Below are 21,454 nucleotides of genomic sequence, written 5' to 3'. Positions count from 1 at the left end.
GTTGACTGTGATTGAGGCCGGGGCGCGGGAGGTTCGCCCACCTGGACCGCAATCTGGAGACTCCCCCCAGGGCAGGGAACCGGGTGGGCCGTACCTCACCTGGCCAGGGCTTCCGGTCGATGGGCAGGCGGCCATCACTCGAATTCTCCAACCCCATGCATCCGGGTCCGCGCCGTTCCCGTAGCCACAGTGGCCTTGCATCCAGCCCGCCCGCCTGCCCTCCGGCCCGGGACACGGGCTTTCGCGGGCCCTGCTCGACACGGGGTGTCGTCACACGGCGTGAGGCCCACCTTTCAACGCACGCGCATCCTTCACGGGTCCGACCCCCGCCGAGGACGCATGGGCCCCGTACCTCTCACCACGGAGTGACACCATGGCATTGCTATCCAACCTGCTGGGCGCGCTGGGCGCGTCGCAACGGACTGTCTTCAAGGGCAGTGGCTGGAACCGCGGACGCAGCGCCTACGGCCGCCGTCCCATCGGCTATGGATACCGGGGGCGCAGGTCCTCCGGCGCGGGCGGCTCGCTGGGCCGGATGATTCTCGCGGGCCTGGGCGCCTACGGCCTGCGCCGCTACTTCAACAACCGCTCGCGGGTCACGGGTTACTGAAAGCGGGGCGCCGTGCGCGGCAGCGCCGGGAAGTACCGTGGACTTCCCCCGGCAAGGCGCGCCGCCATGGCCCCCCCACGCAGGCACGGGAGCGTTCCACGGACATCTCCCGGTGCCTGACATCCCGCACGCTCCGTCGGTGCGGCGCCTTCTCTTGGAGTAGGGTCCCCTTCCGTGTCCGGCCACTGGCCGACGAAAGAGGCTCCGCACGCATGGCGAAGGCGAAATACGTCCTGGCGCTGGACCAGGGCACCACGGGGACCCACGTCTCCATCCTCGATACCCGGTTGCAGGTGGTGGGCCGCTCCTACAAGGAGCTGCCCCAGCACTTCCCCAAGCCGTCGTGGGTGGAGCACGACCTGATCGACATCTGGAACACCAGCGAGTGGTGCATCGCCCGCGCCCTCAAGGGCGCCGGCCTCACCGGCCGCGACATCGCCGTGGTGGGCATTACCAACCAGCGGGAGACCACGGGCCTGTGGGACCGCGAGACCTCCGAGCCCCTGGCCCGCGCCATCGTCTGGCAGGACCGCCGCACCGCGGACATCTGTCAGCGGCTCAAGGCCCAGGGTGTCGAGCCCCGCGTGCGGGAGGTGACGGGCCTGGTGCTGGACCCCTACTTCTCCGGCACCAAGCTCACCTGGCTCTTCCAGCACCTCAAGGGCGCGAAGAAGCGCGCCGAGAAGGGCGACGTGTGCTTCGGCACCATCGACTCGTGGCTCGTGCACAAGCTCACCGGCGGCGTCGCCCACGTCACGGACGTGTCCAACGCCAGCCGCACGCTGCTCATGGACCTGCGCACGCTCAACTGGGATGACGAGCTGTGCTCGCTCCTGGGTGTGCCGCGCGCGTGCCTGCCGGAGATCCGAGGCAACGCGGAGGTGTACGGCACCACGCGCGGCATGCGCAGCCTGCCGGATGGCATCCTCGTCGCGGGCATGGCGGGAGACCAGCAGGCGGCCCTCTTCGGGCAGGCGTGCTTCGAGCCCGGCGAATCCAAGTGCACCTACGGCACCGGCGCCTTCCTGCTCATGAACACCGGCACCCAGCCGGTGCGCTCCACCGCGGGGCTGCTCACCACCGTGGCGTGGAAGCTGGGCAACACCACGCACTACGCGCTGGAGGGCAGCTCCTTCATCGCGGGCGCCGCCGTGCAGTGGCTGCGCGACGGCCTCAAGGTCATCAAGAAGGCCCCGGACGTGGAGGCGCTGGCCGCCAGCGTGAAGGACTCCGGCGACGTCGTCTTCGTCCCGGCGCTCGCGGGCCTGGGCGCGCCGCACTGGCGCCCGGAGGCGCGCGGCCTGTTCGCCGGCATCGACCGCTCCACCACCGTGGCGCACCTGGCGCGCGCGACGCTGGAGGGCGTGGCCCTTCAAATCCACGACCTGGCGGAGGCCATGCGCCGCGACAGCGGGCGGGACATCCCCGTCTTCAAGGCGGACGGCGGCGCCGCGGCCAACAACCTGCTCATGCAGTACCAGGCGGACCTGTTGGGTGTGCCGGTGGTCCGCCCGCGGAATCTGGAGACCACGGCCCTGGGCGCGGCCTTCCTGGGCGGCCTGGGCGCGGGCGTGTGGACCAGCCCGGACGCCATCCGCCGCGCGTGGAAGGCGGACCGGACCTTCAAGCCGAAGATGAAGCCGGAGGTGCGCGCGCGCCACCTGGAAAAGTGGAAGCAGGCGGTTTCGCGCGCGTGAAATGAGACAGAGGAGCCCGGCGCATTGAACGCGCCGGGGCTTCCATCGGGCGGGGGAGCGGGTAGAACGGCCGCCATGGCCTACGACCGCACGTTGCTCTCCCCGGATGCGCTCCAGACCTTCCTCACCCAGCACCCCACCTGGAAGCACGAGGGCGGGATGATCCGCCGCACGTATGAAGCACCCTCGTTCCTGGAGGGCATCGCCTTCGTGGAGCGCGTGGCCAAGGCGGCCGAGGCCGCGGACCACCACCCGGACATCGACATCCGGTGGCGCAAGGTGACGCTGGCGCTGGTGACGCACGACGCGGGGGGCCTCACGTCCCGCGACACCGCCCTGGCGGCGGAGGCGGACCGCCTCTTCAGCGAAGGAGCCGCGGTCCGGTGATTCACGGCGTGCGTAGCACCCTGACGGCCCTGGCGTGCGCGGTGTCCCTCGCCGCGCTCCCGGCCCTGGCCCAGGACGACGCTCCCACGGAGCCCCGTCCGGAACGTCTGTATTTCAACTCCGGCGCGCTCCTGGGGTCGGCGCGCGTGGTGGGCCTGGGCGGCGCCTACGTGGGCATCGCGGAGGGCGCCGCGGGTGTGTCCAGCAACCTGGCCGCCCTGGCCCAGCGCAGCCCGTCGCTGGAGCGCGACTGGGACCTGGGCGTCACCCTGTCCTGGCTGGACCTGCCCTTCACCGGCACCAAGCGCCGGGACGTGGACAACGACGGCCTGGCTGACGAATCCGTGGACAGCCGCCAGCTGCTGGGCGCGCTGATGTTGCAATACAAGCGCTTCGGCATCGGCTTCCTGTGGCGCAACAGCCGCACGGGCTACTGCCTCACCGCGGGCTGCCGGGGCGAGGGCGAGAAGCTGCGCGTCTCCCTCACCCAGTCCACGCTCGCGGGCTCCATCGCCTTTGGCCAGGACGACTTCATCCTGTCCCTGGGCATCTTCTCCGCGCAGGCCAGCTTCAGTGAGATGGGCGACCAGTCCTGGCGCTACGGCGACACCGGCGTGGCGGTGGACATGCTCTTCCGTCCGCACGGGCGGCCCTACCGCATTGGCGTGGCGGTGCGTCCGGAGGTGGTGGCGGGCTGGCGCCGCGACGACGGCCAGAGCCCCTTCATCGCGGGCCGCCAGGTCTACGCGGCCGTGGTGTCGCCCGCGGTGCTGTCCCTGGGCGCCAGCTGGCGGCTGGGCGAGGGCGCGCACCGCTACAACCGCCTGTCCCCCGCCGCCCGGCGGCAGCTCCAGGTGGACGGGGACGCGCTGCCGGTGCCAGAGGAGGAGCCCCGCGACGCGCTGGCCGGCCGGTGGCTCATCACCGCGCAGGTGGACCTCATCTCCAGCGTGAGCAACGCGGTGGCGTCGCGCTCGCTCGCCATCACCACGGAGCCCCAGCCCGTGGGCGACACCCCCACCTTCCAGCCGCGCCTGGGCGCTGAATGGGACACCTTCCCGGGCCTCTTGCGCCTGCGCGCGGGCACGTGGCTGGAGCCGTCCCCCTTCCGGGACCGGAACCCCCGGCCGCACCTCACCGGCGGCTTCGAGCTGTTCGTGCTGCGCTACTGGGAGGACTGGTCCCTCACCGCGTCGTTCGACCTGGCGAGCCGCTACTCCAACTGGGGCGTCTCCATCGGCTTCTGGCGGTAGTGTCTGGCTTTGCGCCGTGTTGGGTAACGCGAGGGCCTTCGTGGGCGCTCGCGTCGCCCACCCGCGGCGTCGCGAACCCCACCCGCGCGATACATCCGCCGTCCAGCAGCGGGCGGCCGAGCAACCTTCCGTGCCGTATTTGCCGGTGTGGGATGGCATGCGAACCCTGCCGTACACGGAGGGGATTCCATGTATCTGGGGCGGGGGTGGCGCCGGACCGTCGTGGGCGCGACGGTGCTGGGTTTCGCGGTTGGCGGAGGGTGGGGGTGCGGAGGCGGGGCTGAAAAGCCTGATCCGGACACCTGCCAGGATTCGAAGTTGGGGTGCCCGCCCGAAGAGCAGCCTTCGATCCCGGGCGAGCTTCCACCCCCGGGGAGCGGCACGCAGACGCCGCCGGGCAATGAGAACCCCCAGACACAGCCGCCTCCGGTGAAGGAGCCGGAGACCGTGCCACCTGCCTCGGGGGCCACGCTGTGGTTCGCGAAGGAGGGCGCCGCGCAGGACGACCTGGCGCTGGACCTGGCGGCGGACGCCACCACGGGCGACTTCTTCACCGCCGCCGTGCACGGCTACGACGACCTGGACGCGCGCACGCCCACGGATGACGCCGTGGAGCTGATCCTCACGCGGCGCTCCGGCGGGGGGCAGACGCTGTGGACCCACGCGTACGATGTGCGCGTGGACCCCACGCCCGCGGAACTGCGCGCGGACGTTCGGGCGCGCGTGGCGGCGGACGGTGCTGGCGGCATGCTCCTGGCCGGCAACATCCAGGGCACGGTGGACCTGGGCACGGGCAAGCTCAGCGACGGTGCCATCATCGCCAGGCTGTCCGCGGACGGCGCGACGCTCTGGGCGCACCGGGTGCCCGGCGAGCTGACGGTGAAGGACGTGGCGGCGGACGCGGAAGGAAGGCTGTACGTGGCCTATACCGCGCCGGCCTCCGTGGACCTGGGCAACGAGGTGAAGGGGGCCTCGGCCGGCGTGGCGGTGTTCACGGCGGACGGCACCGCGGAGCGCGCCTTCGCCGTGGGCAGCGCGGAGTCCGTAGGCGCGGGCGCCGAGCCCCTGTCCCTGGCCCCCGGCGCGGACGGCAGCGTGGCGGTGGCGGGGCACTACACGGGCACCGTGCGCTTCGGCACCAACGTCACGCAGGGCTCCGGTTCGGGCAGCCCGTTCGTGGCGCTGTACCGGCAGGACGGCGCGCTCGGCTGGGCGAAGGTGCGGCCCGGCGTGAAGGGAAGTGTCCGGGACGTGAGCCGCGACACCGCCGGTGACGTGGTGGCGGGCGGCGACTTCCAGGGCAGCTTCTCCTGGGCGGGCGCGTCGCTGAAGGGCGCCTCCAGCCCCAGCCCCTTCGTGGTGGTGACGGGCGCGGACGGCACCGAGCGCTGGGCGCGCGACCTGGGCGTGGACGCGTCCGTGCAAGGCGTGGCCATCCACTCCACCGGCGAGGTGCTGGTGGTGGGCTACACGTACTCGTGGCTGGAGAACGGAGCCTCGGGCACGGACGGCCTGGGGTCCGCGCAGCTCTTCACCCAGCGCTTCGACCCCACGGGACAGCCCCTGGCCTCGCGCCTCTTCCTGGGCACCGCGCCGGAAGCGCGCGGCGAGCTGTACGGCGTGGAGGCGGTGCCGGCGGTGACGTTGATGCCGGACGGCGACGCGGTGCTGTTCGGCTACACCGACCGCGTCACCGACTTCGGCGTGGACAAGTTCAAGCCCACGCGCGGCGACGTCTTCCTGCTGCGCGTGAAGCATTAGACGGGCGCTATGGAACGGGGCGCAGCGCGTTCTGGCCCAGGCGTGAGAAGTTGATGGAGTTGCTCAGGATGCGCACCGCCTCCTGGTCCGCGTGGAAGCCCATGGAGTTCTCCGCCTCCACGAAGTCCAGGTAGAACTGGGCGCGCTTCTGCAGGTCGCGCGCCTTGGCCAGCGCGTCCTCGGGCGCTCCCGCCTTCTGTGCGCTCTCGAGGTCGTGGATGAGGTCCACCAGCGCGTCCATGGCGATGTTGCGCGTCTGGAAGGTGCGCGTCTGGATGGTCTCCGCCCGGTTGAGCAGCTCCGCCTCGCTCCACTTGTGGCACGTCTGACAGGCGCGGTTGATGTTGAGCAGCGGGCTGCGCACGTGGTGGTCGCTGATCTTCATCGCCCCCTCGCGCTGGTAGGGCATGTGGCAGTCCGCGCACGCCACGCCGCTCTTCGCGTGGATGCCCTGGTTGTACATCTCGAACTCAGGGTGCTGGGCCTTGAGGACCTTCGCGCCGGTGAGCGCGTGGGTCCAGTCGGCGTGCCCGTCCTCGTCGTAGTAGGCCATGATCTGATCGATGTTGATGCCCTTGGCCCAGGGGTACGTGAGGCGCTTCTCCTTGCCCTTGAAGTAGTACTCGACGTGGCACTGCCCGCACACGTACGTGCGCATCTCCTGGCGGGTGGCGTCCTGGTTCACCTTGAAGTCGGGCACGCCCTGGCTGGCCTTGAGCGCGGCGATGCCCTCGATGAAGCCGGGGCGCGTGACACGCAGCTGCATGGTGGTGGGGTCGTGGCAGTCGATGCAGGACACCGGGTGCTCCACGAGCTTGCGCGCCTCGGCGAAGGGCATCTGGTTCATCTTTTCAAAGCCCTTGATGAGGTCCCCGTCCCCCAGCTTCTTGTAGGGCACGTACACGCTGCCGTGGCAGTGGATGCAGGTGCCCGGCTGCTGCGTCACCTGCTGCCGCTGGGTGAAGACCTGATCCTCCAGCATGTGCGCGTGGCCGCGCTCCTCGCGGAAGTCGGTGGCGAAGGCGTAGCCGCTCCACATGGTGACGAGGCGGGGGTCCTCCTCCAGCCGGCTCTGCGCCACCACCGAGCGTGGATCCGCCTGGGTGGGCGTGCGCGCCACCGCCTCGCTGCCACCGTAGCGGGTGCGCTTCTGGTCCACCGTGCGCTTGTAGCCGTCGTACTGGAGCGGGAAGTTCTTCCCCCACACGGCGGGGTCCGTGATGGTGTCGTCGAGCTCCACCACCCGGTAGAAGGGGTTCTTCGCCTCCTGCTTGCGCTCCATGATGTTGACCAGGAGGGCGGTGACACCCGCCGAGGCCAGCGCCGCCACCACCGCGACCGCCACCACGAGCTTGATGCCGCTGAACAGCCGGCGCTTCTCCGGAGCCTTCTCGGGCTCGGTCATCGTGCAATCTCCTTACGGATGAGCTCGGGGTTCCCCGACCCTTCGGGATGACCCACGGAGTTGTGGCAGGTGAGGCACTGGAGCTGCTCGCCGGGCGCCACCTGCCCATGGCCCGTGGGCGGCGTCTCGATGGCCTCCACGATGGAGGCATGGCACTTGCGGCACGCGTTCTCCGTCACCACGCGGTTGCCCGGACGCAGGCGGATGGGGTCCGGGAAGGTGCCGGTGGTGAAGTAGAACGAGTGCCAGAAGCCGTTGCTCGCCTTCGTGTAGTACTTGGGCAGGAAGCCCGCGGGCGTGTGGCAGTCGTTGCAGGTGGCCACCGCGTGGTGGCTGCTCTTGCGCCAGCCGTCGTACTGCTCGTTCATGATGTGGCAGTTGGCACAGGCGGCCGGGTCGTCCCGCAGGTACGACGAGCCCTTCGCGTACGCGAAGGTGAAGCCGCCGAGACCGACCGCCACACCGATGGCAATCCCGAGGGTCACGGCCAGCACGGTGCGGGATGCGAAGAGCACGTGGGGCACCCTACATAAATCGCCCACCGGTGGGGGAAACACTTCAACAGCGTGACGGTGGCGCGTGCGCGTGAAGTGTCAGACAGACGCCCACGACCGCTGACCGCATGGTCCCACCCCTCTGGCGGGCCCATGCTCGAGCATGTCCAAGCGTGCGGCGGCGTTGCTGTGTCTGGGGTTGAGCTCGGCCTGCGCGCACTACCGGGTCCAGGCGCCCGGCGCCGCCGGGGCCAGCGCCACTGAACCACAAGGCGAGGTCCTCTGGTCCCTGGGCTGGGGGCTCGTCCAGGAGCAGCCCCGGGTGGACAACTGCCAGGGCCAGGCGCTCGCGGAGGTCACCCAGAGCACCAACGTGGGCTTCGCGCTCATCAGCGTGCTGACGCTCGGCCTCGCGATGCCGCAGCGGGTGGAGTGGCGCTGCGCGAAGGCGCAGCCGGCGCCCGGCGACCTCGGGGTGCGGTAGCCATGCCCCCCGTCATCCACGAGAGCAGCCAGAAGCGCTGGCAGAACTGGCACCAGAGCTACACCCAGAAGCTGGAGCTGCTGGTGGATGTCTGGAACGCGGATGCCGCCCAGTCCACGGTGCCGGGCTACATCGACACCACCGTGGGCCTGCAGGGGCTCATCCAGCGCGCGCTCACCGAGCGCCTGGAGATTCGCGGCCTGGGCGGAGGCTGGTCCTTCACCAAGGCGCCCGCCACCAGCGGCATCCTCGTCAACACCCGGCCCCTGAACTACCTCTTCCCCGCACCCCGCACCCATCCCGCCTATCCAGGCCGGAGGGAGGACCTCCTCTTCGCGCAGTGTGGTGTCTCCGTCGCGGAGCTGAACCACTTCCTGAAGAGCATTGGCAAGTCGCTGACCACCTCGGGCGCCAGCAACGGGCAGACCATCGCCGGGGCCATCGGGACGGGCACGCATGGCTCCAGCCTGGAGACCGGCGCCATGCAGGACTTCGTGGTGGGCCTGCACGTCGTCGTCTCACCGGACCGCCACGTCTGGCTGGAGCGAGCCAGCGCGCCGGTCATCCATGACGAGATTCCCCAGAAGCTGGGCGCGGAGCTCATCCGGGACGACGCCCTCTTCAACGCCGCCCTGGTGGGCCTGGGCGGCTTCGGCCTCGTGCACGGCGTCCTCATGGAGGTGGTGGACCTCTACTACCTCCAGGCGTACCGCCGGAGGATGCCGCTCGATGAGGGGCTCTGGCGCGCGCTCGACCAGCTGGACTTCTCCGGCATCACGCTGCCGGGGCCGCCGGGACTCAAGCCCTATCACTTCACGGCGGTCATCAACCCCAACGACATGGAGCGGGGTGTCTTCGTCACGGTGATGTACAAGCACGCGCGGTGTCCGGAAGGCTCGAACCCGCCCAGCCCCGGCAGCAAGCTGACGCAGGGGGACAGCGCGCTCGAAATCATCGGCGTGCTGACGGACATGGTCTCGGAGCTGACCATCCCCCTGCTGGCGCGGCTGATGGATCGCTTCTACCCGGAGTACGAAAACGTCTGCGGGACGCACGGCGAGCTGTTCACCGACACGACCACCCGGGGGAAGGCCTGGGGCAGCGCGGTGGCCGTGCCGCTCGGCCGGGTGCGCGAGACGGTGGAGCTGGCCCTCGCCATCAATCGCACCCATGCGTTCCCCGGGCTGTTCGGGGTGCGCTACGCCCTGCCCTCCCGAGCTCCGCTGGCGTTCACCCAGCACGCGCCCATGACGTGCATCCTCGACATCGACGGAGCGTCGTCCACCCGCACGAAGTCCTACAACCGCCGCGTCTGGCAGCAGCTCGCCGGGTCCTCCATCCCCCACACGTACCACTGGGGCAAGTTCCACGAGCTGGACGGCCCGGCGGTGCGAAGCCTGTACGGAGAGGCACGCGTGGACGCCTGGCTCGAAGCGCGCCGGGCACTGCTCCCCACGCCGGAGCTGCGCGCGGCCTTCGCCAATGACTATCTCCGTGAATTGGGACTCGCGTGAGGAGACTCGCCAGCCCGTGGGCGGTGGGGCGCGGCTCTCCCCGGAAGCGGCGAGCAGCCTTCTTCAGCGACCCTCGTCGCGACCTCGGACTCGCGCGCGGAAGCTCGCCGGGGTGGCGGTAATGGCCGCACTGCTCACGCCCGGCGCGGACACGGATGACGGCCCGGTGCTCCGGGGCCAGGTGCAGCTGCGCTGGTACTTCGCCCGGTGCCGCTAAAGACAACGGGCCCGGCGCACTGAAGGCACCGGGCCCGTCCATGTCTCACAGCCGAGGAACGCCTCAGCCGCCGAGCGCCACGTTCTCCAGCACGCCCAGCGCGTCAGGGACGAGCACGGCGGCGGAGTAGTAGGTGCTCACCAGGTAGTTCGTCATGGCCTGGTCGTTCACGGCCATGCGCTTCACGGTGAGGCTCGGCTCCACCTCGTCGGGGATGCCCGCGTTGTGCAGGCCCACCACGCCCTGGTCGTCCTGACCGATGCGCATGGCGATGATGGAGGTGGTGTTCTCCCGGCTGATGGGCAGCTTGTCGCACGGGAGGATGGGCACCCCGCGCCACGCCTGGAACTTCGCCCCGCCCACGTCCACGACCGTCGGGTACAGGCCGCGCTTGTTGCACTCCCGGCCGAACGCCGCGATGGCGCGCGGGTGGGCCAGGAAGTAGCGCGTCTTGCGGCGGCGCGACACCAGCTCATCCATGTCGTCCGGCGTCGGCGGACCGGAGCGGGTGTTGATGCGCTGCTTGAGGTCGGCGTTGTGCAGCAGGCCGAACTCCGGGTTGTTGATGAGCTCCCACTCCTTGCGCTCCTTCAGCGCCTCGATGGTCAGCCGCAGCTGCTCCGCGGTCTGGTTCATCGGGTCGTTGAAGATGTCCGACACGCGGGTGTGCACGCGCAGGATGGTCTGCGCCACGCTCAGCTCGTACTCGCGCGGCTTCAGCTCGTAGTCCACGAAGGTGCCGGGCAGCACGGGCTCGCCGTGGTGACCGGCGGCCAGCGCGATGGCGGCCTGTCCCGCCTTGTCCTGGGGCTTCTTGAGGTTCGCCCGGTAGCGCTCCACGTGCGCCTTCAGCGCCGGGGACTGGCTGATGAGGGACTCGAACACGTCCTGCGGCAGCGCCATCACCGTGCAGGCCGTGACGGCCTTGACGGTGAAGGGCCACACGTCGTTCGACTCCACCACCGCCTGGTCACCGAAGTGGTCGCCGTCCGCCAGCGTGTCCAGCACGACGGGGTCGCCGTACTTGCCGGCCTTCAGCTTCTGCGCCTTGCCGTGCGCCAGCAGGAACACGTGCTCGGCGGACTTGCCCGCCTCCACGATGTTCTCCCCCGCCTTGAACTGCTTCTGGGTGAAGCGGCCAGCCAGGGTGCGGATGAGCAGGTCATCCACGTCCTCGAAGCCCCGCATCAGCGGCAGCTTGAGCAGCTCCTGCGGAATGATCTCCACCTTGGCGCCGATGTTGCTGAAGTTCAGCCGGTCGTCGCCCACGGTGTACGTCAGCCGCCGGTTCACGCGGTACGTGCCGCCGGATACCTGCACCCAGGGCAGGATGCTCAGCAGGTAGCGGGGCGAGATGCCCTGCATCACCGGCTGCGTCTTCGTCGTCGTCGCGAGCTGGCGCGCACCCGCCGTGCTGAGGCTGGTGCCTTCGTGCGCCGCTACGTCCTTCTGTGAAGTCGTCATGGAAGAACCTTCCCGTTACGTGCGGACGAAGAACTACGAGCGACCCAGCTCCACGCTCTCCAGGATGCCCAGCGCGTCCGGCGTCAGCACCGCCGCGGAGAAGTACGCCGTCACCAGGTAGTTCATGATGGCCTTCTCGTTGATGCCCATGAACCGGACGTTGAGGCTGGGCTCGATCTCATCCGGGATGCCCGCCTGGTGCAGACCCACGACGCCCTGGTTCTTCTCACCCGCGCGCATCAGCATGATGGACGTGGTGCGCGACTCGCTGATGGGCAGCTTGTTGCAGGACACGATGGGGATGCCGCGCCACGCGGGCACCATGGTCCCGTTCATGTCGGTGCTGGTGGGGTAGATGCCGCGCTTGTTGCACTCCTGCCCGAACGCGGCGATGGCGCGCGGGTGGGCCAGGAAGAACGACGGCTCCTTCCACACCGTGGCCAGCAGCTCGTCCATGTCGTCCGGCGTCGGCGCGCCGGAGCGGGTGTGGATGCGCTGCTTCAGGTCCGCGTTGTGCAGCAGGCCGAACTCACGGTTGTTGATGAGCTCGTGCTCCTTGCGCTCCTTCAGCGCCTCCACGGTCAGACGCAGCTGCTGCTGGGTCTGGTTCATGGGGTCGTTGAAGAGGTCCGCGACGCGCGTGTGGATCTGCAGCACGGTCTGCGCGATGGCCAGCTCGTACTCGCGCGGGTGCGTCTCGTAGTCCACGAAGGTGCCGGGCAGCACGGGCTCGCCGTGGTGGCCGGCGGCCAGCTCGATGGCCTTCTGGCCGGACGTGTCCTGCTTCTTCTTGGAGCGGGCCTTGAAGTTGTCGATGTGCTTCTGCAGCGACGGCACCTGCGCCACGACCGCCTCGAAGGCGGACTGCTGGAGGACGAGCGCGATGACGGGCGTCACGGCCTTCGCCGTGAACTGCCAGTAGTCCTGCGACTCCAGCAGCGCCTGGTAGCTGTAGTGGTCGCCGTCCGCCAGCGTCTCCAGCACCAGCGGCTCGCCGTACTTGCCGGTGCCAATGCGGTTCACCTTGCCGTGGGCGATGAGGACGATGGAGTCCGCTTCCTTGCCGGCCTCGGTGATGACCTCACCGGCCTTGTACTCCTTCTGCTCGAAGCGGTTGGCCAGCGCGGTGAGCGCGTCCACGTCTTCATAGCCGCGCAGCAGGGGCAGCTCGCCCAGCTCCTGCGGAATCACCTGCACCTTGGCGCCGGTGCTGGTGAAGGTGACGCGGCCGTCGCCCACCGCGTAGGTCATGCGGCGGTTGACGCGGAACGTACCGCCGGACACCTGCACCCACGGCAGCAGCTTGAGCAGCGTCCGCGAGGAGATGCCCTGCATCTGCGGCTCGGACTTGGTCGTCGTCGCCAGCTGACGCGCCGCCTGCGTGCCAAGGCTCTGGTTGTTGTCGTCGAACTTCTTGGTGTCGTTGGACATGGGTCACCCTTCTGCAGGTTGAAGAATCGAAAAGGCTTCGGACTGCGGTTGAACTCAGGATTTGGCGGCGCGGAACAGCTCGGCGACGCGCATCGCGGAGGTGCCCAGGCTGGAGACGTTCCCGGCCTTGAGCTTCGGCGCCGCGTCGTGGATGAGCTCCTTCTCGGTGTAACGGGTCACCTCCGCGTGCCACCGGGGGATGCCCGCCATCCACTGCTGGAGCTGCTCCACGTACTTGTTCAGCTTCTCCTGCGCCTTCGCATCCAGGTCGAAGGTGCGGATGACCACCGGCAGCTCCTTGGCCACCAGGTGCTCGAACTGCTTCATGCGCGCGGTCATCAATTCGTTGACCGTGAGCACGGCCGCGTCCTTGTCCACGCCCAGGAACTTCTGGACCACGAGCACGCAGTTGTTGAGCTCGCCCTCGAACTGGATCTCCTTCTGGTAGGAGAAGAGGTCGTTGACGAAGCAGGCGTAGTCCGCGGCGGAGTTCTCCAGCCCGCGCAGCGTGCGGGTGTTGAAGACGGCCTCCGGCACCGCGTCGCCCTTGGAGAGGCGCGACAGGCTCATGGTGAGGTCCGAGCCGAACGTCTTGCGGCGCATCTCCACGTAGTCCACGGGGTCCGGCACGCGGTTGGTGAGCTGGTTGTTCAGCTCCCACACCCAGCTGTCCGTCATGTCCTGGATGGCCTTGCGGAACAGCATGCGGCCGCGCGGCGACAGCGGGCCGGCGGTGCGCTTCCACAGGTCCACCAGGCCCAGCTCCACCGGGTTGGTGGGCACCGCGGCGTTGGCGGCCTCCACGTCATCCGGCATGAACTGGCCCAGCCGCGCGGTGAACATCTTCGCGCCCGCCATGTCCCGCGTGTTCGCGTAGAGCATGGGGAAGTAGTCGTCCGCGTAGGTGCCCCAGACGAGCCAGCACGCCGTCAGGTCCAGCTGCTCCGGGGTCGCGTCCGGGTGGATGTACGCGCCGCAGAGGGCCACGTCCGCCGCGTCGAACTTGTGGTCGTCCCAGACGTAGAACCCCACCACGGGCACCACCTCCAGCATGCCCACCCGCCGCGCCCACTCCTTGGAGTTCTTGCGCGCGCGGTCCAGGTGCGGGCTCAAGTACGTGCTGTACGGCATGTAGAACTTCGGCAGCTTCGTGGGGCCCACGTACTGGCGGGGCACGTGGCTCAGCGACCGGGAGCGGGGCCCCAGCCCCAGCCCGCCGGGCGTCAGCGGAATCCGCAGCGCGGAGGTACCCAGACCGGAGGGCACGGGGATGGACAGCGCCGGCCGCTCCTCCGAGTGCTGGTTCATGTAGCGGTTGGAGCGCATGTGCCACTCGTGGCCGCCGGACTGCCAGTCCTGCAAGCCGCGCAGGTACGTGAGCACCTGCGCCTGCTCCACCGGGTTGAGCCCGTACTCCGCGAACAGCCACGGCAGCTCCGTGGCGAACGTGGTCTCGAACTGCTGGAGCCGCGACGTCAGCAGGTCGTTGACCAGGTCCGCCGCGCGCTGGGTGTCGCAGTCGAGGAACTTCTCCACCACCAGCACGCCGTTGGAGAGCTCGCCCTCCTCCAGTTCGCGCTCGTAGGAGAACAGGTCGTTGCGCAGGTGCACCGCGTCCGAGAACGTGTCCTTGAAGACGCGCATCGGCCGGCTTCTGACGACGCGGTCCGGAATCTCCGCGGAGACGGCGTGCTCCACCAGGTCGGACGACCAGGGCGCGCCGCCCACCTTGCGGCGCATCTCGATGTACTCGATGGGGTTGGAGATGCGCGCCTCGCTGATGTTCTCGATCTCCCACATCGATTCATCGAGCAGGTGCTTGGTGTTCTCGAAGAAGCGCTTGCGCCAATCCATGGACATGGACGGCACGGTGCGCTGCCACAGGTCCCAGAGCGCGCGCTCCACCGGGTTGACCGGCTCCGGCGGCGGGGACATGTCCAGCGGCATGAACAGCGGCAGACGGTCCAGGTAGGCCTGCCCACCCGCCACGTCGCGCGAGTACTTGAAGACCTCCAGGAAGTGGTCGTCGAAGTAGAAGACCCAGACGTACCAGTCCGTGATGAGGTCCAGCTCCGGGCCCGGCGCCTCCGGGTGCGTGTACGCACAGAGCAGCGCGTAGTCCATGCCGTCGAAGCGGCGCTCGGACCAGACCTCGCGGTCCGTGCCATCCCGCGGCGGCCCCAGGATGCCCATCTGGTAGGACCATGCCTTGGTGTGCGCGCGGGCCGCTTCCAGGTTCGGATTCAGGCGCGCCGGCCACGGCACGTAGAAATCCGGCAGCTGGAACGGTTGCTTCTGCTTCCCCTTGGACATCTCCACCCCTCGTTGGACCCCAGGGGCTTGTACTGTCGTCCAGTGGGCAGCACCACGGACAACAGTTTTGACAGGAAATATTGCTTAATCAGTTGAATAAGGTTTCACGGGGATGGCGGATGACCCACTCGGATCAGCGAATGAGAAGGAGAGAGTCTCCCGCGGGGAGCGCGGCCCTTCCCGGGGGCCTCCGCCTCCCCGCGTGACCCACGCGTGACCTTCTAGCGGCGCGTGGAACGGCGCGCGGAGCTCTTGCGAGCGGACGTCTTGCGCGTGGACGAGCCACGACCGGACGTCTTGCGCGCGGTGCGGCCAGCGGCGGCGCGACGGGCCGGGGCCTTGCGGGCGCCGCGCTTGGCGGTGGCCTTCTTCGCGGTACCGCGCTTGCTGGTGGCCTTCTTCGCGGTGCGCTTGCCCGCGGCCTTCTTCGCGGTGGTGCGCTTGGAGGTCGCCTTCTTCGCGGCCCCCGTGCGGCGGGACGACGCCTTGCGGGCGCCCTTGCGCGCGCCGGAGGAGCGGCGGCGCGACGGCGTGGCCTCACCAACCGGCAGCATCGTGTTGGACGACGGGGTCTCGTTCGGGTCCTGCATGTTCGACTCGGCGTGCATCAACAACCTCCAGGGTGACGACCCTGCAAGGGTAAACGCAACCGCCAGAAGTGCACGCATGCCTCCCGCGCAGATGCACTCCAGCTGACGAATACGCTCACGTGCGAGGCCGAGAATCCGGCCCCGGCGCGCACGACGCCACGCGGGCCGCTACGCCGCGCCCTTCAGGAACGCGGCCAGCTTCTCGTACGCCACGGCCAGCGGAGGGATGGGCGCGCTCTCGTGGAGCTGGTGCGCCTGCGCCGTCTCACCCGGTCCGAAGTTCACCGCGTCCACGCCCCACTCACCGAAGCGCGCCACGTCCGTCCACGCCTGCTTCGACGCGGCGGGCAGCCCCGTGAGCGACATCAACCGCTGGAACAGCGGGTTGCCCGCGGCCACCGGCCCGCTGGGGGACGCGTCCGTGAACTCCACCTCCGCGCGGCCCGCCACCAGCGCCAGCACGTCCTCCTTCGCTTGCGCCACGCTCTTGCCCGGCGCGAAGCGGTAGTTGAGGTTCAGCTCGAACGCCTCCGGCACCACGTTGCGCGCCCGGCCGCCCTTGGCCAGCGTGGCGCTGATGACTTCGTAGAAGGGGAAGCCCGCGACGTTCACCTCCACGCGCTCGCGGCCCAGCAGCTCCGTGAGCAGCGGCCCCGCCTTGTGGATGGCGTTCTCCCCCTGCCACGGCCGGGCGGAGTGCGCGCTGCGCCCCGTGAAGCGGACGGTCACCTGCATGCTGCCGACGCAGCCCACCTGCACCACGCCGTCCGTGGGCTCCATGGCGATGCCGAACTTCACGCGGGACAGGTCCGGCCGCTTTTCATACAGCGGGATGAGGCCGCTCTCCGCGTAGGCGCCCTCCTCGCGCTCGTACAGGAGGAAGGCCACGTTGACGGGCAGCGCGTCTCGCTTGAGGTCCTCCGCCAGCGCCATCATCACCGCGACGCCGCCCTTCATGTCGGACGCGCCCAGCCCGTGCACGCGCTCCCCTTCGATGCGCGGCGCGCGGCCCACATCCCCGGGGTGCATGGGCACCGTGTCCAGGTGGCCGATGAGCGCCACCGTGGGCCGGGGGTCCTCCAGCGAGCCCAAAAGCAGCGTGTGCCCGACGCGGAAGACCTCCTCGCGACGGAAGTGCTTCAGCGCCCAGCCTTCCACGTGGTCCGCGATGGGACCCTCGTGGCCAATGGGGCTTTCAATGCGGCACAGCTCGAGCGTCGTCTGGGCGAGTCGGGTGGCGAGGTCGGTGGAGGCCATGCGCGAAGCACCATACTCCCCGCCCGGGCCCGGGACATCGTCCCGTCAGGCGCCGTCGGACAGGTCCTCGAAGGACGTCACGCCATCCAACACCGTGACGCAGATGCACGCGGGGCCCTGCAGCGCGGTGAAGTCGTGCAGCGAGCCGTCCGTCTTCTCCAGCTCATCCCCCGGCCATACCTCGTGGCCGGAGTCCTCGCGGAAGCCGCCCTCCAGCACCAGGTTCCACTCGCGGCCCAGGTGCGCGTGACGCGGGTAGCGGGCGCCGGGCTGGAGGCGCACGACGGCGGCCATCATCCCCTCGCGCGCCGGGCCCGTCTCCACCGGCATCAGCTCCACGCCCTCCACCGGGCCGGGCATCCAGTTGGCGGGCTCCGCCATGGACTCCAGCAGCTCGCGGGCCCGCGCCTCCGCCAGGTCCAGGAACGCGGCGACCTTCCCGGCCTGGCGGGCGAAGCGGCCGGGCCCCTCCATCTGCTCCATCAGGCGCGTGATCACCGAGGCGGGGGGCGCCACCGGCTCCACGAGCGCCCCCAGCGCATCCACGGCGGGCGTCAGCCGGGCCACCTCCGCCCGGCAGCGCGCACAGCCATCCAGGTGCCGGGCCGCGGCGTTGTGCCGGGCCGGCTCCAGGGTCCCGAGCAGCCACTCGGGGAGGATGTCGTCGAGGTGTTCCATGCTCTCCTGAAAACGACGCGGCCGTAACAAGTCGCGTAACAACACCTATACGCGACCCCGCCCGCGCCGGATTTGTCGCAGGCTCACACCGCGACGGCGAAGTCCCGCAGGGCGGCGTTGAGGCTGGTCTTCTGATCGGTGGACGCCTTGCGCTGCCCGATGATGAGCGCGCACGGGACCATGAACTTCCCGGCGGGGAACTGCTTCTCCCGCATGCCCGGAATCACCACGCTGCGCGCCGGCACGCGGCCCTTGTGGATGACCTCCTGGGGCCCGGTGACGTCGATGATCTGCGTGGACGCGGTCAGCACCACGTTGGCGCCGAGCACCGCCTCCTCCTCCACCACCACGCCCTCCACCACGATGGAGCGGCTGCCCAGGAAGGCGCCGTCCTCGATGATGACCGGCGACGCGGTGGGCGGCTCGAGCACGCCGCCCAGCCCCACGCCGCCGGACAGGTGGACGTTGCGGCCCACCTGCGCGCAGGAGCCCACGGTGGCCCAGGTGTCCACCATGGTGCCCGCGCCCACCCGCGCGCCGATGTTCACGTACCCGGGCATCACCACCGCGCCCCGCTCCACGAAGGCGCCGTAGCGCACGGTGCCCGGCGGCACCACGCGCACGCCCGCCGCCTCCAGGCCCTTCTTCAGGGGCACCTTGTCGTAGAACTCGAAGGGGCCCACCTCCATCACCCGCATCTCCGACACGGCGAAGAACAGGAGGATGGCCTCCTTCACCCAGGCGTTGACCCGCCAGCCTTCCGGGCCCTTCTCCGCGACGCGCAACTCCCCGGTGTCCAGCCGCGCGAGCGTCTCGCGCACCGCCGCCACCGTGTCCGCGTCCTTCAATTTCGCCCGGTCCGCGAACGCCGCGGACACCCGCTGGGAGAGCTCTTCGAGGGATGTCGCCATGACGCCGAGTTGAATCACACTTCAGGTGTCCGCGCTCCTCCCCGGTGTCCACCGCCGGACGGCCTCACGCGTGCGACGGCTCGGGCCCCAGCACCAGGGGCAGGGTCTGTGTCGGGATTTCGCCGTGAAACATGGCATCCGCGTGAGTCAGCGGGCCCGTGCCCTCCTTCAAGATGACGGCGCCCTGGAGCACCCGGCCCACGGCGGACAGGGGGGCCTCCTTCCAGTGGCGATGGCGGACGAAGGGCGAGCGCCGGACGTAGAGATGCTCCTGGCCGATGAGGGCCACGTACCCCAGGAGCGTCCCATCCGCCGAGCGGACGCGCATGCCGCTGATGATGGAGCGCCGTTCGGACGGCGTGTCGTCGAAAGCCATCGGTCGTCTCCTCCTGTGCGTCGGAAAGGTGGGGACGGCCCGTGGGCGCCGCGAGCAGCCCGCCCCTTCGCCGGGCCCCTGCCCGCCCGGTCGCCCCAAGAGCGGAACAGGTCCACCGGCCGCACGGCCTGGAGCCCGTCCGGCCCCTCGTGTCCGGGTTTCCCGCACCTGGAAGACGCGCTCCCGTTAGCGTGCGCCCGCCATGACGACCCCCGTCTTCCCGCCGCTGCGCGCCGCCTATGAACCGGAGGCCTTCCGGACCACCGCCCACGCCCTGATGGATCAGCTCGCGGACTACCTGAAGGCCGCGCTCGCCGGGGGCACGATGCCGGTGCTGCCCTGGGCCCCGCCCGCGGTGAACCAGGAGCGCTTCGCCACGGCGTTCCCGGAGGAGCCGGCGCCGGAGGTGTCCCAGGCCTTCGCGTCACTGATGGCGCGCGTACTTGAGAGCTCGCACCACCTGCACCACCCGCGCTACGTGGGACATCAGGTGACGGCGCCCGTGCCGCTGGCCGCGCTGTGCGATGCCGTGTCGTCGCTGCTCAACAACGGCATGGCCGTGTACGAGATGGGCCCTGTCGCCACCGCGATGGAGCACCACGTGCTCGCGTGGATGGCGGCGAAGCTGGGCCTGCCTTCGAGCGCCCGGGGCGTGCTCACCTCCGGCGGCAGCGCGGGCAACCTCACCGCCCTGCTCGCCGCCCGTCAGGCGAAGGCCGGCTACGACGCGTGGAACGGCGGCGCGCACGCGGGCCCGCCCCTGACGGTGCTGGTCCCCCGCTCCGCCCACTACTGCCTGGCCCGCGCGGTCCGCATCATGGGCTGGGGCGAGGGCGGCCTCACCCCGGTGGACGTGGACGACCACTTCCGCGTGCGGCCGGACGCCCTGGAGGACGCGCTCGCCCGGGCCACCCGCGCGGGGAGGAAGGCCATCGCCGTGGTGGCCAGCGCGGGCTCCACCGCCACCGGCGCGTTCGACCCGCTGGAGCCCGTGGCGGACTTCGCACAAGCGCACGGCCTGTGGTTCCACGTGGACGGCGCGCACGGGGCCGCGGCGTCCCTGAGCCCGAAGTACCGCGCGCAGGTGAAGGGCATCGAGCGGGCGGACTCCGTGGTGTGGGACGCGCACAAGGGGCTGCTCATGCCCGCGCTGGTGACGGCCGTGCTCTTCCGCGACGGCGCGCGCTCCTTCGACGCCTTCTCCCAGGAGGCCCACTACCTCTTCCACGGCGACGGCGACGACGCGCGCCCCTACAGCGACGTGGGCCTGCGCACGCTGGAGTGCACCAAGGAGATGATGCCGCTCAAGGTCTACGCGTGCCTGTCCGTGCTGGGCACGCGCGTCTTCGAGGAGGCCGTCACCGCCTCCTACGACCAGGCCCGGCGCTTCGCGGGGATGCTCACCGCCGCCCCGGACTTCGAGCTGGCCCTGGAGCCCGACTGCAACATCGTCTGCTTCCGCCACACCCCAGCGCACGTGCCGCCGGAGGGCTGGGACGCGCTCCAGGTCCGCCTGCGTGAAGCGCTGGTCTCCCGTGGGAGTTTCTACCTGGTGCAGACGCGGTTGCCCCGGGGCGTGTACCTGCGCACCACGCTCATCCACCCGCTCACCGGGGACGCGGACCTGGAGTCCCTGCTGGACGCGCTCCGGAGCGCGGCCCGGCCCTGAATTTTGTGAGCAAGGGAGTCGCCCTGGCGGGGGAAATGCGATAGGGCGGGGCCGCCATGCTCGTCTCGCTCGTCATCCCCGTCTACAACGAGATTCCCACCCTGGCGGAAATCCTCCGGCGCTGCATCGCCGTGGACTTCCCCAAGGAGCTCGTCCTGGTGGACGACTGCTCGAAGGACGGCAGCCGCGAATTCCTGCGCCAGCTGTCCGAACAGGGCCTGGACATCCTGGGGGGCACGCCGCAGAACCGGAACGAAATCCGCGTGCTCTTCCAGGAGAACAACCAGGGCAAGGGGGCCGCGCTGCGCCGGGGCTTCGCCGAGGCCACGGGGGACATCATCCTCGTCCAGGACGCGGACCTGGAATACGACCCCCGGGACATCCCGCGGGTCATCCAGCCCATCCTCGACGGTGACGCGGACGTCGTCTTCGGCAGCCGCTTCATCGGGTCGCCGCGCCGGGTGCTGTACTACTGGCACACCGTCCTCAACAATTTGCTCACCATGCTCTCCAACATGACGAGCGGGCTGAACCTCACGGACATGGAGACCTGCTACAAGGCCTTCCGTGCGGAAGTGCTCCGCTCCGTGCACGTGGAGGAGGACCGGTTCGGCTTCGAGCCCGAAATCACCGCCAAGGTGGCGCGCGGCAACTGGCGCGTCTTCGAGGTGCCCATCAGCTACCACGGGCGCACCTACGAGGAGGGCAAGAAGATTGGCTGGAAGGACGGCGTGCGCGCCCTCTACGCCATCGGGAAGTACGCCCTGAAGCGCTGAAAGCCCGGACGTCCGCCCGGCCGCTGTCCGGGGGAGGATGCGGCACGGGTTCTTCAAGAAAAGCGCGCTCCGAATGGGGACAAGGGAACAGACGGGCGGGTGCGGTTGGTTGTCCAGCGAGCGGCACCCTGCGAGGGGTTCCGGCTTTTCTTCCTCCGTATCGCGGC

The 21,454-nt window shown here is 69.8% G+C and carries 19 protein-coding genes; 9 read left to right on the top strand and 10 right to left on the bottom strand.

The annotated features are described in order from the left end of the window. Positions 1-373 precede the first annotated feature (373 nt). The 5 genes from D7X30_RS01475 to D7X30_RS01455 all read left to right on the top strand — a co-directional run bounded on the left by D7X30_RS01475 (position 374) and on the right by D7X30_RS01455 (position 5,708). Positions 374-610, top strand: coding sequence for a hypothetical protein (locus D7X30_RS01475; RefSeq protein WP_120561032.1), 237 nt, complete (start codon positions 374-376; stop codon positions 608-610). A 212-nt stretch (positions 611-822) separates the two neighbouring features. Further along, positions 823-2,307 (top strand): glycerol kinase GlpK, encoded by a 1,485-nt coding sequence (glpK, locus tag D7X30_RS01470; RefSeq protein WP_120561031.1) that lies wholly within the window; start codon positions 823-825, stop codon positions 2,305-2,307. A 75-nt stretch (positions 2,308-2,382) separates the two neighbouring features. Further along, positions 2,383-2,694: a 4a-hydroxytetrahydrobiopterin dehydratase gene (locus tag D7X30_RS01465; protein ID WP_120561030.1), complete on the top strand. Its 312-nt coding sequence runs from the start codon at positions 2,383-2,385 to the stop codon at positions 2,692-2,694. Between the two features lie 8 nt (positions 2,695-2,702). Further along, the gene (locus tag D7X30_RS01460) at positions 2,703-3,947 is read left to right on the top strand and encodes a hypothetical protein (RefSeq protein ID WP_233591306.1); all 1,245 of its coding nucleotides are present in this window, start codon (positions 2,703-2,705) and stop codon (positions 3,945-3,947) included. Positions 3,948-4,394: 447 nt separating this feature from the next. Beyond that, positions 4,395-5,708 carry a hypothetical protein gene (locus tag D7X30_RS01455; protein ID WP_147443064.1) on the top strand — a complete coding sequence of 438 codons (1,314 nt, stop codon included), beginning with the start codon at positions 4,395-4,397 and terminating at the stop codon, positions 5,706-5,708. Between the two features lie 7 nt (positions 5,709-5,715). Here the strand turns inward: D7X30_RS01455 and D7X30_RS01450 are convergent, their stop codons facing one another. Both D7X30_RS01450 and nrfH read right to left on the bottom strand, forming a co-directional pair. After that, on the bottom strand, positions 5,716-7,113 hold the full coding sequence (locus D7X30_RS01450; RefSeq protein ID WP_120561027.1) for an ammonia-forming cytochrome c nitrite reductase subunit c552: 1,398 nt from the start codon (positions 7,111-7,113) through the stop codon (positions 5,716-5,718). Beyond that, complete coding sequence (gene nrfH, locus D7X30_RS01445) at positions 7,110-7,628, bottom strand: cytochrome c nitrite reductase small subunit (RefSeq protein ID WP_014400156.1); 519 nt, start codon at positions 7,626-7,628, stop codon at positions 7,110-7,112. The genes D7X30_RS01450 and nrfH overlap by 4 nt, the downstream gene beginning before the upstream one ends. Positions 7,629-7,770: 142 nt before the next feature. On the opposite strand from nrfH, the gene D7X30_RS01440 reads away from it, so the two are divergent. Both D7X30_RS01440 and D7X30_RS01435 read left to right on the top strand, forming a co-directional pair. Continuing rightward, entirely contained in the window at positions 7,771-8,091 is a 321-nt protein-coding gene (locus tag D7X30_RS01440; RefSeq protein ID WP_120561026.1) for a hypothetical protein, read from the top strand. Positions 8,092-8,093: 2 nt separating this feature from the next. Further along, entirely contained in the window at positions 8,094-9,605 is a 1,512-nt protein-coding gene (locus tag D7X30_RS01435; protein WP_120561025.1) for an FAD-binding protein, read from the top strand. 280 nt (positions 9,606-9,885) lie between these two features. On the opposite strand, the gene D7X30_RS01430 is transcribed toward D7X30_RS01435, so the two are convergent. The 8 genes from D7X30_RS01430 to D7X30_RS01395 form a co-directional block, all read right to left on the bottom strand. Continuing rightward, positions 9,886-11,286 carry a family 2B encapsulin nanocompartment shell protein gene (locus D7X30_RS01430; RefSeq protein WP_120561024.1) on the bottom strand — a complete coding sequence of 467 codons (1,401 nt, stop codon included), beginning with the start codon at positions 11,284-11,286 and terminating at the stop codon, positions 9,886-9,888. A 33-nt stretch (positions 11,287-11,319) separates the two neighbouring features. Then, positions 11,320-12,717 carry a family 2B encapsulin nanocompartment shell protein gene (locus D7X30_RS01425; RefSeq protein ID WP_120561023.1) on the bottom strand — a complete coding sequence of 466 codons (1,398 nt, stop codon included), beginning with the start codon at positions 12,715-12,717 and terminating at the stop codon, positions 11,320-11,322. A gap of 54 nt (positions 12,718-12,771) precedes the next feature. Further along, entirely contained in the window at positions 12,772-15,030 is a 2,259-nt protein-coding gene (locus D7X30_RS01420; protein ID WP_120561022.1) for a family 2 encapsulin nanocompartment cargo protein terpene cyclase, read from the bottom strand. Positions 15,031-15,251: 221 nt separating this feature from the next. Then, the gene (locus D7X30_RS01415; protein WP_120561021.1) at positions 15,252-15,638 is read right to left on the bottom strand and encodes a cell envelope biogenesis protein TolA; all 387 of its coding nucleotides are present in this window, start codon (positions 15,636-15,638) and stop codon (positions 15,252-15,254) included. 150 nt (positions 15,639-15,788) lie between these two features. After that, positions 15,789-16,877, bottom strand: a complete 1,089-nt coding sequence (dapE, locus tag D7X30_RS01410; protein WP_120561020.1) for a succinyl-diaminopimelate desuccinylase — start codon at positions 16,875-16,877, stop codon at positions 15,789-15,791. 45 nt (positions 16,878-16,922) lie between these two features. Next, positions 16,923-17,555, bottom strand: coding sequence for a cupin domain-containing protein (locus D7X30_RS01405; protein ID WP_120561019.1), 633 nt, complete (start codon positions 17,553-17,555; stop codon positions 16,923-16,925). A gap of 83 nt (positions 17,556-17,638) precedes the next feature. Beyond that, positions 17,639-18,466, bottom strand: a complete 828-nt coding sequence (locus D7X30_RS01400) for a 2,3,4,5-tetrahydropyridine-2,6-dicarboxylate N-succinyltransferase (protein ID WP_120561018.1) — start codon at positions 18,464-18,466, stop codon at positions 17,639-17,641. 64 nt (positions 18,467-18,530) lie between these two features. Next, the gene (locus D7X30_RS01395) at positions 18,531-18,842 is read right to left on the bottom strand and encodes a hypothetical protein (protein WP_120561017.1); all 312 of its coding nucleotides are present in this window, start codon (positions 18,840-18,842) and stop codon (positions 18,531-18,533) included. 202 nt (positions 18,843-19,044) lie between these two features. Here D7X30_RS01395 and D7X30_RS01390 point away from each other — a divergent pair, with 202 nt between their 5' ends. Next, on the top strand, positions 19,045-20,511 hold the full coding sequence (locus tag D7X30_RS01390; RefSeq protein WP_120561016.1) for an aminotransferase class I/II-fold pyridoxal phosphate-dependent enzyme: 1,467 nt from the start codon (positions 19,045-19,047) through the stop codon (positions 20,509-20,511). A gap of 56 nt (positions 20,512-20,567) precedes the next feature. After that, on the top strand, positions 20,568-21,287 hold the full coding sequence (locus D7X30_RS01385; protein WP_120561015.1) for a glycosyltransferase family 2 protein: 720 nt from the start codon (positions 20,568-20,570) through the stop codon (positions 21,285-21,287). Positions 21,288-21,454 lie beyond the last annotated feature (167 nt).

It is taken from the genome of Corallococcus sp. AB011P (assembly GCF_003611605.1).
In the GTDB taxonomy this organism is placed as follows: Bacteria; Myxococcota; Myxococcia; order Myxococcales; family Myxococcaceae; genus Corallococcus; species Corallococcus coralloides.
Note: the sequence above shows the minus strand (reverse complement) of the source record. Positions and strands in the feature narration are given on the sequence as shown.

Excerpts from the sequence above, each read along its gene's own strand:
- D7X30_RS01435 (WP_120561025.1), top strand. The coding sequence starts at position 8,094 with ATGCCCCCCGTCATCCACGAGAGCAGCCAGAAGCGCTGGCAGAACTGG.
- D7X30_RS01420 (WP_120561022.1), bottom strand. The coding sequence starts at position 15,030 with ATGTCCAAGGGGAAGCAGAAGCAACCGTTCCAGCTGCCGGATTTCTAC.
- D7X30_RS01425 (WP_120561023.1), bottom strand. The coding sequence starts at position 12,717 with ATGTCCAACGACACCAAGAAGTTCGACGACAACAACCAGAGCCTTGGC.
- D7X30_RS01390 (WP_120561016.1), top strand. The coding sequence starts at position 19,045 with ATGACGACCCCCGTCTTCCCGCCGCTGCGCGCCGCCTATGAACCGGAG.
- glpK (WP_120561031.1), top strand. The coding sequence starts at position 823 with ATGGCGAAGGCGAAATACGTCCTGGCGCTGGACCAGGGCACCACGGGG.
- D7X30_RS01385 (WP_120561015.1), top strand. The coding sequence starts at position 20,568 with ATGCTCGTCTCGCTCGTCATCCCCGTCTACAACGAGATTCCCACCCTG.
- D7X30_RS01395 (WP_120561017.1), bottom strand. The coding sequence starts at position 18,842 with ATGGCTTTCGACGACACGCCGTCCGAACGGCGCTCCATCATCAGCGGC.
- D7X30_RS01440 (WP_120561026.1), top strand. The coding sequence starts at position 7,771 with ATGTCCAAGCGTGCGGCGGCGTTGCTGTGTCTGGGGTTGAGCTCGGCC.
- D7X30_RS01450 (WP_120561027.1), bottom strand. The coding sequence starts at position 7,113 with ATGACCGAGCCCGAGAAGGCTCCGGAGAAGCGCCGGCTGTTCAGCGGC.
- dapE (WP_120561020.1), bottom strand. The coding sequence starts at position 16,877 with ATGGCCTCCACCGACCTCGCCACCCGACTCGCCCAGACGACGCTCGAG.
- D7X30_RS01400 (WP_120561018.1), bottom strand. The coding sequence starts at position 18,466 with ATGGCGACATCCCTCGAAGAGCTCTCCCAGCGGGTGTCCGCGGCGTTC.
- D7X30_RS01405 (WP_120561019.1), bottom strand. The coding sequence starts at position 17,555 with ATGGAACACCTCGACGACATCCTCCCCGAGTGGCTGCTCGGGACCCTG.
- D7X30_RS01475 (WP_120561032.1), top strand. The coding sequence starts at position 374 with ATGGCATTGCTATCCAACCTGCTGGGCGCGCTGGGCGCGTCGCAACGG.
- D7X30_RS01415 (WP_120561021.1), bottom strand. The coding sequence starts at position 15,638 with ATGCACGCCGAGTCGAACATGCAGGACCCGAACGAGACCCCGTCGTCC.
- D7X30_RS01430 (WP_120561024.1), bottom strand. The coding sequence starts at position 11,286 with ATGACGACTTCACAGAAGGACGTAGCGGCGCACGAAGGCACCAGCCTC.
- D7X30_RS01465 (WP_120561030.1), top strand. The coding sequence starts at position 2,383 with ATGGCCTACGACCGCACGTTGCTCTCCCCGGATGCGCTCCAGACCTTC.